Origin of the sequence: Achromobacter spanius, assembly GCF_029637605.1 — a bacterium.
Lineage (GTDB): Bacteria > Pseudomonadota > Gammaproteobacteria > Burkholderiales > Burkholderiaceae_B > Achromobacter > Achromobacter spanius_E.
The window spans coordinates 113,182-126,571 of sequence record NZ_CP121261.1 but is presented as its reverse complement, the minus strand read 5'-3'; the positions used below and the strand labels follow the sequence as shown (position 1 = coordinate 126,571).

At 63.8% G+C, this 13,390-nt stretch carries 13 protein-coding genes and 1 pseudogene; 4 read left to right on the top strand and 10 right to left on the bottom strand.

Annotated elements, in window-relative coordinates; all coding sequences use genetic code 11:
* Positions 1-113 precede the first annotated feature (113 nt).
* Both P8T11_RS00565 and P8T11_RS00560 read right to left on the bottom strand, forming a co-directional pair.
* On the bottom strand, positions 114-1,610 hold the full coding sequence (locus P8T11_RS00565) for a protein adenylyltransferase SelO (RefSeq protein WP_268078805.1): 1,497 nt from the start codon (positions 1,608-1,610) through the stop codon (positions 114-116).
* A complete protein-coding gene (locus tag P8T11_RS00560; RefSeq protein ID WP_268078806.1) occupies positions 1,607-1,978 on the bottom strand; it encodes a DUF2069 domain-containing protein in 372 nt (123 codons plus the stop codon). Before P8T11_RS00560 ends, P8T11_RS00565 begins: the two co-directional genes overlap by 4 nt.
* Before the next feature lie 17 nt (positions 1,979-1,995).
* Here P8T11_RS00560 and P8T11_RS00555 point away from each other — a divergent pair, with 17 nt between their 5' ends.
* Positions 1,996-3,309, top strand: a complete 1,314-nt coding sequence (locus P8T11_RS00555; RefSeq protein ID WP_268078807.1) for a YihY family inner membrane protein — start codon at positions 1,996-1,998, stop codon at positions 3,307-3,309.
* A gap of 36 nt (positions 3,310-3,345) precedes the next feature.
* On the top strand, positions 3,346-3,804 hold the full coding sequence (locus tag P8T11_RS00550; RefSeq protein ID WP_268078808.1) for a CBS domain-containing protein: 459 nt from the start codon (positions 3,346-3,348) through the stop codon (positions 3,802-3,804).
* 43 nt (positions 3,805-3,847) lie between these two features.
* On the opposite strand, the gene dusA is transcribed toward P8T11_RS00550, so the two are convergent.
* Positions 3,848-4,864 carry a tRNA dihydrouridine(20/20a) synthase DusA gene (gene dusA / locus P8T11_RS00545; protein WP_268078809.1) on the bottom strand — a complete coding sequence of 339 codons (1,017 nt, stop codon included), beginning with the start codon at positions 4,862-4,864 and terminating at the stop codon, positions 3,848-3,850.
* A gap of 183 nt (positions 4,865-5,047) precedes the next feature.
* Here dusA and P8T11_RS00540 point away from each other — a divergent pair, with 183 nt between their 5' ends.
* Positions 5,048-6,016 carry a homoserine kinase gene (locus P8T11_RS00540; protein ID WP_268078810.1) on the top strand — a complete coding sequence of 323 codons (969 nt, stop codon included), beginning with the start codon at positions 5,048-5,050 and terminating at the stop codon, positions 6,014-6,016.
* A gap of 66 nt (positions 6,017-6,082) precedes the next feature.
* On the top strand, positions 6,083-6,886 hold the full coding sequence (locus P8T11_RS00535) for a BPSS1780 family membrane protein (RefSeq protein ID WP_268078811.1): 804 nt from the start codon (positions 6,083-6,085) through the stop codon (positions 6,884-6,886).
* Between the two features lie 6 nt (positions 6,887-6,892).
* On the opposite strand, the pseudogene P8T11_RS29165 reads toward P8T11_RS00535, so the two are convergent.
* The 7 genes and pseudogenes from P8T11_RS29165 to P8T11_RS00505 form a co-directional block, all read right to left on the bottom strand.
* Positions 6,893-7,057: pseudogene (locus P8T11_RS29165) on the bottom strand (DUF192 domain-containing protein); the annotation flags it as partial.
* A 65-nt stretch (positions 7,058-7,122) separates the two neighbouring features.
* Positions 7,123-7,992, bottom strand: coding sequence for a type II secretion system F family protein (locus P8T11_RS00530; RefSeq protein ID WP_268078812.1), 870 nt, complete (start codon positions 7,990-7,992; stop codon positions 7,123-7,125).
* A 39-nt stretch (positions 7,993-8,031) separates the two neighbouring features.
* The gene (locus P8T11_RS00525) at positions 8,032-8,877 is read right to left on the bottom strand and encodes a type II secretion system F family protein (protein ID WP_268078813.1); all 846 of its coding nucleotides are present in this window, start codon (positions 8,875-8,877) and stop codon (positions 8,032-8,034) included.
* The gene (locus P8T11_RS00520) at positions 8,874-10,562 is read right to left on the bottom strand and encodes an ATPase, T2SS/T4P/T4SS family (RefSeq protein WP_418910259.1); all 1,689 of its coding nucleotides are present in this window, start codon (positions 10,560-10,562) and stop codon (positions 8,874-8,876) included. Before P8T11_RS00520 ends, P8T11_RS00525 begins: the two co-directional genes overlap by 4 nt.
* 19 nt (positions 10,563-10,581) lie before the next feature.
* A complete protein-coding gene (locus P8T11_RS00515) occupies positions 10,582-11,973 on the bottom strand; it encodes a type II and III secretion system protein family protein (protein WP_268078815.1) in 1,392 nt (463 codons plus the stop codon).
* A complete protein-coding gene (gene cpaB, locus P8T11_RS00510; protein WP_268078816.1) occupies positions 11,970-12,824 on the bottom strand; it encodes a Flp pilus assembly protein CpaB in 855 nt (284 codons plus the stop codon). Before cpaB ends, P8T11_RS00515 begins: the two co-directional genes overlap by 4 nt.
* On the bottom strand, positions 12,821-13,378 hold the full coding sequence (locus P8T11_RS00505) for a hypothetical protein (protein ID WP_268078817.1): 558 nt from the start codon (positions 13,376-13,378) through the stop codon (positions 12,821-12,823). The genes cpaB and P8T11_RS00505 overlap by 4 nt, the downstream gene beginning before the upstream one ends.
* Between the last annotated feature and the right edge of the window lie 12 nt (positions 13,379-13,390).

The following is a 13,390-nucleotide window of genomic DNA, read 5'->3' as shown; positions in this document are numbered from 1 at the left end:
GAAACGAATGATTGCAGTGAAAAAAAGCGTGATATTTCACTCTCTATCACCGCTTTTTCGCGTAAATCACAAGAATTCGGTATGCGTTTTTGAGCGTTTGACGACAAGTCCGATCAAGACGAGCAGCTGACTTCCAAACTTCCAGCCCAATCCGGGGGCAGACCGGCATAGCGTTCATACCCCGGTTTTGCTTCATAGGGATTGCGCAGCAGCGTCATCAAGGTGTCGATTTCGCTTGCATCGCCCGTCTTTGCCGCCCTGATTGCCTCTTCGGCCAGGTGATTGCGCAATACATACAAGGGGTTGACCCGGTTCATGCCGTCAGCGATTTCCTGCGCGGGCCGTCCGTCCTGCGCCTGGCGCGCCAGCAGCCTGTCGAGCCAGGCGGCAGCCGCCGGACGGTCGATGAACAGGTCTTCGAACCCATTGCGCTTCCCCTGCACCGCATCCGCCAGCCGGCGCCATGACAAAGTGAAATCCGCCTGGTTGGCGTCCATCAGTTTGAGCAGGTCGTCCAGCAGTTCCTCATCGGCTGGCCGCCATGCCGCCAGCCCCAGCTTGGCGCCCATGCGGTCGTGGAAGGCGCGGGTGAAGACCGCCTCGAACTCGTCCAGCACGGCTCGCAGGCGGTCAACGTCTTGCACCAGCGCATGCAGACTGCCGCCCAGACGGTACAGGTTCCACAGCGCCACCGACGGCTGGCGATTCCAGGAATAGCGCCCTTCCGAATCGGAATGGTTGCACACGTGCCCCAGGCGGAATCCGTCCATGAAGCCGTACGGACCGTAATCCAGCGTCAGGCCCAGAATGGACATGTTGTCGGTGTTCATGACGCCATGACAAAAGCCCACCGCTTGCCAGTCGGCCATCAACCGCGCCGTACGGTGCGTGACCTCGCGCAGCAGGTTGATGTAGGGCGTCACGTCACCCGGAGAGTCCTGCGACTGCCCCGCCGGCGCCTCGCGGCATTCCGGATAAAAGCGGTCAATGACATAGTCGGCCAACGTCTTCAACAATTCCGGCTGTCGACGCGATGACCAGTGTTCAAACGAACCGAATCGAACGAAGCTGGGCGACATTCGCGTCACGATGGCGGCGGTTTCCACGGTTTCGCGCATGACCGGGTCATCCGACACCACCAGCGCCAGCGCGCGCGTCGTGGGAATACCCAGGCCATGCATGGCTTCGCTGGCCAGGTATTCGCGCACGGACGAGCGCAACACGGCGCGGCCGTCTCCCATGCGCGAATACGGCGTCATCCCGGCACCCTTCAACTGCAGTTCCCAGCCACCGTCCGGCCCCTGGACTTCGCCCAACAGGTGAGCACGCCCGTCTCCCAACTGGCCGGCCCACACGCCGAACTGGTGCCCGCTGTAGACCGCGGCCAGCGTGTCGCCGCCAGGCAGCGGTTCGGTACCGGAAAAAACCTGCAAAAACTCGGGCGAGGCCAGGACGGACGCGTCCAGGCCAAGCAGCGCGGCCGCATCGGCGTTGGCGTGCAACAGGCGGGGGTTGTTCAGGCCTTGCGGCGTCAGGCGGGTGTAGAAGGCAGCGGGCAACGCGGCAAACGTATTGACCGCGCGCAGTTCTGATAGAGAGTGTGCATTCATGCGCGTTGGCTCCTGGCGGCGCGCTTGGCGGGCCGCACATAGAAAATGGCGCTAAGGAAAAAGGTAGCCGAAAGAACGATCTCGCCCCAGGCCATCAGCACGGAAAGCGGCATCGGATCTGACATGGCTCGCACCACGCCTTCCATCAGATACAGCAGCGACAGCATCGACGCCCACTGATAGGTGTAAAGGTTCCCGCGCAGGATGCCGCGCAGCGGAAACGCCAGCGGCAAGGCCTTCAACAGCATCCAGGATCCGCCCGGCCGCAACGGCGCCACCACGGTTTCCCAAGTCACGCACAGGACGATCAGGGCGAACAGCGAAACCGACGCCAGCAGGCGCAAACGGGGGTTGAGTTCAGGGTTCATGCTGCTATTATCGCCTGATGAATCGCCCAGCCGAGTCCGTCACCGCTACGCCGGTGGCTACCAAACCCTCGACCCCGCGCGCTTCATGGGTTGTCAGGGCAGGACGTATGTTTCGGTTCACCCTGCAACGCGCCGGCGAAGAAAAACTTCTGCAAGTCGCGTCCAGCCTCACCTTCACCACGGTGCTGGCTATCGTGCCCATGCTGGCAGTGGTGCTTTCCCTGTTCACCGCCTTTCCGGTGTTCCAGGAGTTCCGTGTCGCCCTCGAAGACTTCCTCGCCAACAGCCTGATGCCGCCGTCCGTCTCGGACAACATCATGGAATACCTGAACCAGTTCGCGCGCCAGGCGTCTCGCCTGACGGCCATTGGCGGCGCATTCCTGCTGGTGACTTCCCTGCTGCTGATCATGACGATCGACCAGGCCTTCAATGACATCTGGCATGTGTCGCGCCAGCGTCCGCTACGGCAGCGCGCGCTGGTGTACTGGGCCGTCATCACCCTGGGGCCGGTCCTGGCCGGCGCCAGCTTGTGGGCCACCTCTTTCGTGGCACGCGAATCGCTGGGGCTGGTGCGCGACGTCCCGGAAATCATCAGCATCGCCGTTTCCTTTATGCCGCTGATCCTGACGGGCCTGGGCTTCGCGGCCCTGTTCGTCGTCGTCCCGAACCGGGACGTCCTGTGGCGGGACGCGCTGGTTGGCGGGGCCGTGACGGCCATCGTCCTGGAAATCATGAAGTCGGGCTTTGCGTACTACCTGACCCGGTTTCCCACCTACACCATCATTTACGGCGCGTTCGCCACGCTGCCGATCTTTCTGTTGTGGATCTACCTGTCGTGGCTGGCGGTACTGCTGGGCGCCATCCTGGCTTCCAGCGCGCCGCTGATCCGGCTGGGCCGCCGCAAAATCAACCGCTACCCCGGCGCGCAATTCGTGGACGCGCTGGACGCCTTGCGCGCCCTGCGCCGTGTGCAATCCGCCAACCCGCCGGGCCTGCCCGCCAACGTGCTGGCGTCGCAATTGCGCTTGCATCAAGACGAACTGAACGACGTACTGGAAAGACTGAGCGCGATGGGTCTGACCACCCGCAGCCCGGAAGACCTCTGGGTGCTGACCTGCGATGCCCGCGAAACATCGATGGCGCCGGTTGTGGACCATTTTCTGCTGGACCGCGACCAGCCCAGGGTGCGGAACGATCCAGACATCCTGCGCGTCGCCTCGTCCGTGATTTCCCAGGAAAATGCGCCAACGCTGGAAGAACTGTGCGGAGAAGCGCAGAATACCGAAAATGGAGTCGCTCCCTTATTGCAGTTGGAAGCGAACAAGAAATAGCAAAGTATCAGGGCGCAGTCCGCCCAGGAGGAACCGATGTTGAAGGTCAGCGAGATTTTGCGCGTCAAGGGCGACACGCTCTATACGGCGTCGCCGGACATGCCTGTGTCCCAGGCCGTGCAAACCATGAGCGAGCAGGACATAGGCTCGCTTGTCATCATGGAATTCGGCACCCTGACCGGCATGCTCACGTTCCGCGAGATCATCCGCCACATGCACGCGCATGGAGGCGCCGGTGAAACCACCATCCGGTCGATCATGGACGACGCGCCGGTCAGCGTGTCTCCCAACACCAGCGCCGACGAAGTGCAGCGCCTGATGCTGGAAAAGCATGCGCGCTACATCCCGGTCATGGACGGCCCTACCCTGATGGGCGTCATTTCGTTCTATGACATGGCGCAGGCGATCGTGGCGGCTCAGCAGTTTGAGAACAACATGCTGAAAGCCTATATCCGCGACTGGCCGGCCGAAAGCGCGGAAGCCGCCAAGCCCTGATCGCCCTCGGGCTTTTACGCGGCGCCCGCCGCCAGCCAGCCCCTCAGACCCCCGCCGGCGCCGCTTCCAATGCGGCGCCGCGCACGTCCGGTGCCTGCCGCTGGCTGCGCCAGGCGTCATAGATCAAGTCAGGGTTGTTGGCGGCAAGCAGGGCCGGATCCGACAGCATCCGACGCCAGCGCCGCGCCCCCGACTGCCCATTCACCAAGCCCAGCATCGGGCGCGTCATCACACGCAACGGCACGCCCCTGGCCACCTGCCGGGCGGCGTATTCGGTCATGGCGTCCACCACTTGCGCATCCGTGGGCAGGCGAACCGACGGCCACAATTGCAGTGAAACCTCGGACAGGACGCGCGGCGTGTGCCAGGCTGCACGGCCCAGCATCACACCGTCGAACTCGTTCGCGGCCCCAACTGACTGATGCGCGTCAGCCAGACCGCCGTTCAGCACAAACGTGCAATCGGGAAAGTCGCGCTTGAGCTGCTTGACCACGTCGTAACGCAAAGGCGGGATTTCGCGGTTGTCCTTCGGCGACAAGCCCTTCAGCACCGCATTGCGGGCGTGGGCGATGAATACCCGGCACCCCGTGTCATAGATCTTGCCAACAAAATCTCGGACAAATTCGTAGGAATTCTCGTAATCGAGGCCCAAGCGATGCTTGACGGTGACCGGGATGTCGACGGCGTCCTGCATGGCTTTCATGCAATCCGCGACCAGAGCGGGCTCGGCCATCAGGCAGGCGCCGAACGCGCCTTTTTGCACGCGTTCGGAGGGACAGCCGCAGTTGAGGTTGATCTCGTCGTAACCCCATTGGCGCCCCAGCTTGGCCGCCTGGGCCAATGCGTCAGGTTCGCTGCCACCCAGTTGCAGCGCCACGGGGTGTTCGGCCTCGTCGAAGTCCAGGTGACGCGGGACGTTGCCATGCAACAGCGCGCCCGTGGTGATCATTTCCGTATACAGGCGCGCGCGGGGAGCCAGCAGCCGATGGAAATAGCGGCAATGGCGATCAGTTACGTCAATCATCGGGGCGACACACAGCCGCCAGTCGGGGGAGTCCAAGAATCACTCTACAAAACAAGGGGATGCGGTATTTTACGGGCTTCGCGGCAATATGTCCGGCAGCCCGTCCCCGCCTGCCCGCGTCCTTCCCGAACGGCCCAGGCGCTATGTGGTCTAAAATTGCGCCGCCGCCGCCGCACCAGGCATGTTCGAGCGTCCGTTAACTCCTTACCCTGTATATCAATGGCCGTATTCACTCCCGTATCCGACGACGACGCACGCGCCCTCCTGGCGCGATTCGACTTGGGCGAGTTCGTCTCGCTTCGAGGGATTACGGCGGGTATCGAGAACACCAATTACTTCCTGTATACGACCCGCGGCGAATTCGTGCTGACGCTGTTCGAGGTGTTGACGCACGCGCAACTGCCTTTCTACATTGAACTGATGTACCACCTGGCCGAACGCGGCGTCCCGGTGCCGCAGCCGCAAAACCTGCGCGACGGCACCCGGCTGACGACCCTGCACGGCAAACCCTGCGCCATCGTGTCGCGCTTGCCCGGCGGCTACGAACCCGCCCCCGGCGCGACCCACTGCGCACTGGCGGGCGCGACCCTGGCCCGAGCCCATCTGGCCGCTCAGGATTTTCCGATCCAGCAACCCAACCTGCGCGGTCTGAACTGGTGGCTGGAAACGGCCCCCAAAGTCATGCCGTTTCTTACGCCCGACCAAGCCAAGCTATTAAGCGCGGAACTGACTGCCCAACAAGCCGCGGTGACCACGCCCGCCTGGCAGGCGCTACAGACAGGCCCCGCCCACTGCGACCTCTTCCGCGACAATGTGCTGTTTGCGGGCACGTTCGAAGATCCGCTCATGGGCGGCATCATCGACTTCTATTTCGCGGGCTGCGACACGTGGTTATTCGACGTAGCGGTCAGCGTCAATGACTGGTGCATCGAACGCGACACCGGCGAGTTCATCCCCGAACTGGTGCAATCATGGCTGGCCGCCTACGCCAGCGTGCGCCCGTTCACCGACGCTGAACGGGAAGTCTGGCCCCTGATGCTGCGAGCCGCCGCCCTGCGCTTCTGGATATCCCGCTTGTACGACTTTTTCCTGCCCCGACCTGCACAAACGCTTAAACCGCACGACCCGCGCCACTTCGAAAGAGTGTTGCAGGCACGCCACCGCTCACGCTTGCCAATATTGCCGTAACCGTAACGCCCCCCATAATGGGGCTAGCGCGTCCCTTTTTGAGAGACATCCCTCCTTTAGAGAGCCATGCAAGCAGCATTCTTACCCGCGACGTCCGGCTGGCAATGGGTTCGAGACGGCTTCCGTCTGTTCCGCAAACAACCCCTGGCCATGTTCACCTGGGCAATGTTCATCAGCCTTCTGGTCGTCTTCGCCAGCGCGACGCCTCCCGTGGGCCCGATCCTGGTCGTGGCGCTCATGCCCATCATCACCCTCATGACCTTGTCTGCGTGCAAGCACGTTGACGCCGACCGCGTCATGTTGCCGTCCATGTGGGGCAAACCCCTCAAGCAGCCGGGCGTGTTCAGGAAGCTGTTCCTGATGGGCTTGTTGTATGCGGGCTTGAGCATGGCGGCCGGCCTGCTGACTTTCCTGCCGTTCATGGACTCGATGGCGGAGGCTTATCGCATTGCTTCCGTCGAGCGCTCTCTGGACCCCATCCTGATGGCCATGCGGGTTCCGCTGACCATCTTCGCCATCATTTATGTCGTGATCGCGGCCTTGTTCTGGCATGCCCCGGTGTTGGTCGCGTGGCATGGCCTGCGCTTGGTGCAAGCCTTGTTTTTCTCCGGTATTGCATGCTGGCGCAACAAGTGGCCGTTCCTGGTGTACGGCGCCACCTGGGCACTTGTCTTCCTTTTCATCGACCTGTGCGCCGGCCTGCTGGTTTATATGGGCCTGTCGCTCGAATTCGCGGGCACCCTACAGATTCCGTTCAATATCGCCGCGGGCGGCGCGCTGTATTGCAGCTTCTATCCTGCCTATACCTCCGTGTTCGGCATCAATAACACCAGCCCGCATCTCGACAACGGCAACAGCGCCCAGGCATAAGGCAATGCGGCAGGGCGGCAACGCCCTGCGCACCGCCATCACCCGCAGATCCCGCCCGACAAACGCCACGTCGATGGCATAGCGCATGCCAAACGTATGCACGCCAGCGCAGGGCGTGAGCAACACGCCGGACCGCCTGCCGGGCGGCCGACGTCCCAGCAGGCCCCGCATCCGGCGCTTCCAGCCATCCACACGCAAGAACCTCAGGCGCTCAGGCGACAAGGGCAAGCGGCGCTTCATTGCACGCTGTGCAGCATTTGAACGGCGATGGGAAACGCCAGCACAATGAACGTGCACGGGAAAATGCAGGCGATCAAGGGCAATAGCATTTTCACCGGCGCCTGCATCGCCAATTGCTCGGCTCGCAGGTGGCGGTCGCTGCGGCACTGCGCCGCTTGCGCCCGCAGAACCGGCCCCAGGCTGATACCCAATGCCTCGGCTTGCGCCAATGCAGCGGCCCAGGTCCGCGCAAGCGGGCTGTTGCTGCGCTCGGCCAGCGCCTTGATCGCCGTGGTCCGCGTAACCCCTGCCCGCATCTCGGCCAAGGCCTCCGCTAGCGCATTGCGCAGCACGCCTTGCGGACCGCTTTGCGCCGCCAGTTGCAGCGCTCCCTGCACGCTCAAACCCGCTTCCACGCATAGCGTCATCATGTCGAACACAAAGGGAAGGTCGCGCTCAATGCTGCGCCGGCGTGTTGCGCTCAGGCTTCGCAGCCAGGCGCGGGGGGCCAGACCGGCCATGAAGCCCGCCGCCAACGCCCAAGGCGTCCAGCCCAAGGGTGACATGCCGTAGGCCGCCATCGCGCCTGCCGCCACCCCACCAACCAGCAACGCCGCGCTGGCGCTCAATGCCGCCACGTGCGCGTAGCCCACGCTTGCCGGCAAGCCCGCCCATTCGATCGCGCGAGCCAATCGTGTGCGCAGACGCCACGAACATAGCGGCCCCGCTATCGGCGCCACGGCCGACACCCAAGGCCAGGCCGCTTGCCACCACCACGGCAAGCCGGCCGTCAGCGCCTGTTTGCCGCCCAGCAATGGACGCAGCGCAAACCAGGTCAGGCAGCCAACAGCCAATGCCGCCATCCCCATGCTCAGTATCAACAACATAGCTTCCTCCCCATGGCCCCTTCCTTATTGCCTCTTCTATCAGAGCTCGATCCGGATAATGCGCCGGATCAGCAACACACCCGCCGTCTCCAGTACCGCCACAATCGCCAGCACGCTCCACCCCATGGGCGTGTGCCACAGCAAGCTCATGATTTCAGGTTCAAGCTGGTTCAACACGGCAAGCAAAGCCAAGGGCAACGCCCCAACTATCCATGCTTGCAGACGCCCTTGGGATGTCAGCGCCTGCAGCTTCGCCTGTAACTGCAAGCGCGCACGCAAGGTCTGTGCAATGCTCTCCAGCGCCTCGGCCAGGTTGCCTCCGGTCTGCGAAGCAATGCGCATGGCGGCCACCACCAGCGAGGTGGAGTCGGCCGGCATCCTCAATTGCAAATTTCCCAGCGCCGCGTCCCACGGCACACCCAGACGCTGTTCGCGCAGCATCAGGCCAAATTCCTGGGCCAGCGGCACACCGCTCTGCTCGACCACGTGGCGCAGGCCCGTGGGCAATGCGACCCCTGCGCGCAAAGCCGACGCGAGCATCTGCAAAGCCATCGGCAATTGCTGTTCGAAACGGCGTGCCCGTCTACGCCGCAGCATCTCGACCGTCATGCGAGGCGCGCGCGAGGCCAGCCCGGCCAGCAGCGTCGCCAGGATGCCGCTGGCGGTCAGCGAAAAAGTCAGCGCCGCCGACAGGGCCGCGCAGGCGACTGCCGCCAGCCACAACTGTGCCGGGTCGATGAACAGGAACAATTCACTTAGACGGACCCCCGCGTCTTGCGTGTATAGCTCCCGGTAGCGGCGCAACGCCGGCGCAAACCAGGCCTGGGCATGCATCACCAACACCGCCGCGCAGCACATCGCGCCCGCCGCCGCCAACCAGATCATGGAAGCTCCGGTGCAAACCTGGACGAAGGCGATCCCTTCGTTGCCGATGTTTCGGTGAACCACGCCGGGTCCATCGACACACCGTCCTCAGCCCAGCCTTGCGAAAAGCTGGGCAAAGCGCCACTGCCCTTGAACCCCGTCGCCCGATCAAATCGGAATAGCTCCTGCAGTTGTATGCGCCCGCTTTCCATACCCGCGACTTCGACGATCGACGTCACGACTCGGCGGCCATCCGCCAAGCGGGCCTGCTGCACCACAAGTTCGACGCTGGCGGCGATTTGTTCCCGCACGGCGGACAAGGGCAAATCCAGGCCCGCCATCAGGATCATCGATTCCAGCCGGCCCAAGGCGTCGCGGGGTGAATTCGCATGCAGGGTTGTCAACGAGCCCTCATGGCCCGTATTCATGGCCGTCAACATGTCGAACGCTTCGGCGCCCCGGCATTCCCCGACGACGATACGATCAGGCCGCATGCGCAGCGCATTGCGTACCAGCTCGCGTATGGCGATATGCCCCCTGCCCTCCTGGTTGGCGGGGCGCGCTTCCAGCGCCACCAGATGATCGTGATTCAGCCGCAACTCGGCGGCATCCTCAATGGTGACGACCCGCTCGCCATCGGGGATTTCGTTGGACAAGATGTTCAGCAAGGTTGTTTTGCCCGAGCCCGTGCCGCCGGACACAACCAGATTCTTGCGCATTCTGACGCACAGTGCCAGGAACCGCGCCATGGCCTCGCTCAAGGAAGCCGCCGCGATCAAGTCGGACATCTGGGGGCGTCGCTGCGGAAACTTGCGGATGGTCAGGCTGGCCCCTTTCATCGCCACCGGAGGAATGATGGCGTGCACGCGCGATCCATCGGGCAAGCGTGCGTCAACCATCGGAGAGCTTTCGTCGATACGGCGGCCCAGTGGCGTGACGATGCGTTCGATCACCCAACGCACCGATTGTTCGCTGGTGAATGCGGCGGGATGTCGCCAGAGCCGCCCGGCGCGTTCCACATAGATCTCGTCATAACGGTTGACCATGATCTCGGTGATGTCGGGCGCGGCCAGCAAGGGTTCCAAGGGTCCCAAGCCCACGGCTTCGTCCAGTACCTCTCGACACAAGGCCTGCTTGTCCGCATCGTCGGGCAAATCGACGTCCGACGCGACGATATGCGTCAGCAAACGTTCGGCTTCCGCGCGCAACGTGCCGTCGCTCATGCCCGCGACGTCGCGCCGGCGCAGGTCCAGCGCGTCAAGCAACGCCGCGTGCAGGCGCCGCCGTGCCTGCACGCGCTGTGGCGCAATGGACGGCAACGACGTCGCGACCATTGAAGGCGAAGCAGTCTCAGCCGGGGGCGCCACCGCTGCCTGCGGTGATGCGGGCGCGACGGCCAAGGCGACAGCGAGGGCCGGCGCGGCATCATCCGGCGCGACCCACCGGACGCGCAGGCGGCAAGGGCCTATCAGGATATCGTCGTCGGGCAAGACCGGCGCATGACGCACCACTCTTGCTCCGTTCACGATGGTGCCTGCCAAGGTGCCCAGGTCCTCCAGAACGATATCGTCGTCTTGACGAAGCAAGCGGGCATGCTGCCGCCCCACCCGCCAATTGACGATACGCAAGCCGCACTGAGCGCCCCGTCCGATCAGCACCGGTGTCGGCGCCAACAGTCGGCGAACGCCGGAATCTTCAAATGTCATTTCGATATCGAGCATTTCATCACTCTCGCTGTGGCGTCGGCGGGGAATCATCGCGGGCGACCCATTGCGAGCCTGCGCCTGCATAGGGATCCCAAGCTTCGGCGGTCACGGGCGTTGCGGTTCCCAGGCGTGGCGGCTCTGGAAACGCCGTCTCCAACACCCCACGTCCGCGCCGCACCCGATCCTGCATTGCGGGCTCGCTTTGCGACACGATCTTGGGCGTCACAAAAATGGCCAGTTCGGTTTCGCGCTGCTGAAACCGCCTCGACGAGAACAAGGCCCCAAGAATGGGGATGTTCTGCAACCAGGGCAGTCCATTGATTTCCTGGCCTTGTTCTCGCGACAAGAATCCCCCAATGACCAGCGTATTGCCCGATCTGACGTTGAACTCGGTGGAAGCCCGCCGCGTCCGCAAAGCCGGGCCGCCCGCCACACTAAGCGACGTGTCGACAGAACTGGCCTCGACTTCGATCAACGACCGAATCACACCGTTTCGATCGATGCGCGGCGTAATGTTGAGCGACACGCCATACGGTTTGAACAAGGTGGTGGGATTGCCACGCGAATCGGTCGACGTGTAGGGAACCTCGCCGCCCGCCAGGAACGTGGCGCTGGCGCCGCTGCGCGCAAGCAGTTGCGGCTGCGCCAGCATGACGGCTTCACCGCTTTGAGCCAGCGCGGCGATGCGAGCGGACAGCAGAGCATTGACCCCGAAATACCCCGCGGCGGCCGGCACCGGCCCGGTGGTCTCGATGATGGATTCGCCGGGTCGGGTCATGCGCCCCCGCGAGCCGGCGTCCCAGGCCATGCCGGCATTGGCACCGCCTTGGGTCACTCCATCCCAGCGCAGGCCGAACTCGCGCATACGCGATGTGGGAATCTCGACAACCTGCACATCAAGCAGCACCATGCGATCCCATCCCACTTGCCCGGTGAAGTCCAGGATGGCGGGGTAACGTTCGGCCAAGGCGGCGATGCGTGCCCGGTCGTCGTCGGACAAATCGTCTCCTTCGATCACGATACGCCCTCCCACCGTGGTGCTGCGCGCGCCGGGGATACGGGCAAGCAGCGACTCAACCTCTGCCCGCAAACGTGGTGCGCCAGCGGCAACGACGCGCAAGTCATAGGCTTTCGGCTTGCCTCCGGCTGTCCACACGTGCACCGACGACACCCCTTCGGCGCGGGCAAATATCACGACCTCCCGGCCCTCGGTCGCAACAGCGCTCAAGACCTGTCCATTTCCAATGGCCACTCTTTTCACTCCGGGGTGCGGCAGCACCCGGGTTTCACCCACCTGCAACTCCAGCGCTTGCGGCTCGTTTGAGGCGGCGGAGGTGGCTGAGGTGGCGTTGGCCGCTGCGGACGTCAGGGCAAGCGTGATGACGCCCAGGATGAATGCGAGGCGTCTCATGGCCGCTCCGAAGCAATGCCCGCCATTGCGGCGGCGTCTGAAGGAACAGGCGATTGGACCTGCATGCGGTCCCCGTACAAGATCGCAACGCCTGGCGCGGGCGCGGGTTCGGGCGCCAATCCGATGAGCGAGGCCAGATCCGTCTGCGTGGATTCGGCAACGGCCGCCTCATCGTCGCGATGTCGCAGCATGGCCGTCAACGAGCCAGCCTGCCTGGCAGCGACGAATTTCATGGCTTGGTCCGGATCAGCGGCAAGCGTAATGCCGCCGGCACCGGTTGCCGCCTCGTCCTCATCGGCCCCGGCGCCAACCGTCAGCACGCGCATGCCCTGCAGCAAAGGCACGGTGAGTTCTTTTTGGCGATGGGGAAAGGTCACGTAGATATCGATAAGATCTCCCGCATGCAGCATATCGGCCAGCCCGCCAAGGTCAGCCGCGGCGACAGTCAGCGCCCGCTGACCCGCGCGCAATCGGGATGCCAGAGCGGGGGTCGGCATGGAGAAAGTCAGATGTGACTTCAGCAGCGGTTCACCGTGGGCCACATCCGCCACCAGGGTGCCGCCAAGCAAGTTGTTCAATGCCAGCGGGTCCAGGCTGGCGGAAGATGCCCACTGCGCCGGAATTTCGCGCACCGCCACGTCAGCCTCTTCCAGCCGCGTACCCGCGGCAAGGTCATAGGCGGCAACCAGACGCTCGACAACCGGTGTGCGGGCCTCGGCTTCCAATGCCTCTACCCGTTGCTGCACGTGCTCGCGCACCGCCCATGCCGACAACAGCCCGGCCAACAACGCCAAGCCATACACGCCTGCGCGGCGTAGCCGGGACACGCCATGCATCAGTACAGCCTTCATGGCGCCCACCTTCTGACCCGCAGGCCGCTACCCGCATCCAACGGCACCAACGACACCTGCATGCGTTGATTCGCGCGCGTCCATGAATGCAAGGCGCCGTCCTCTGCTTCAAGGCGCCACCCGTCGCGCAACAGGGCCGCTTGTAGCAAGGGCGCCAGCCGAGTAGGCGGCAAGCCGTGCTGCCAAATGCGCTCCCACACTTTGACGCCCGCCTCCATCACCGCAAAATCAAGGCGTAGCCGTGCACCCACTGGCAGCCAGGCGGGCGCCACGGGGTTTGGCGGGGCCATCATGCGCAGCGAGGAGACCGTGCCGACGGTCCGGCTGGGACCTGCACTTTGCAGTTGCACCACCCATTGCTGGTCGTCGATCCAGCCAGACAGGATGAGATGACCCGGCAACACATTCAGATCGGACAAGCCCGGCTGCTGATCCGCCAACGCGCGGACCACCGCACGGGTATCCACCGGTGCGTCGAACACCAGCACTTGTGCCGGATAGCCATGAAGCCACACGCGGTCGGCCAGCAAGGCATGGGTGGATCCTTCGGGCAAGCGCAGTCGGCT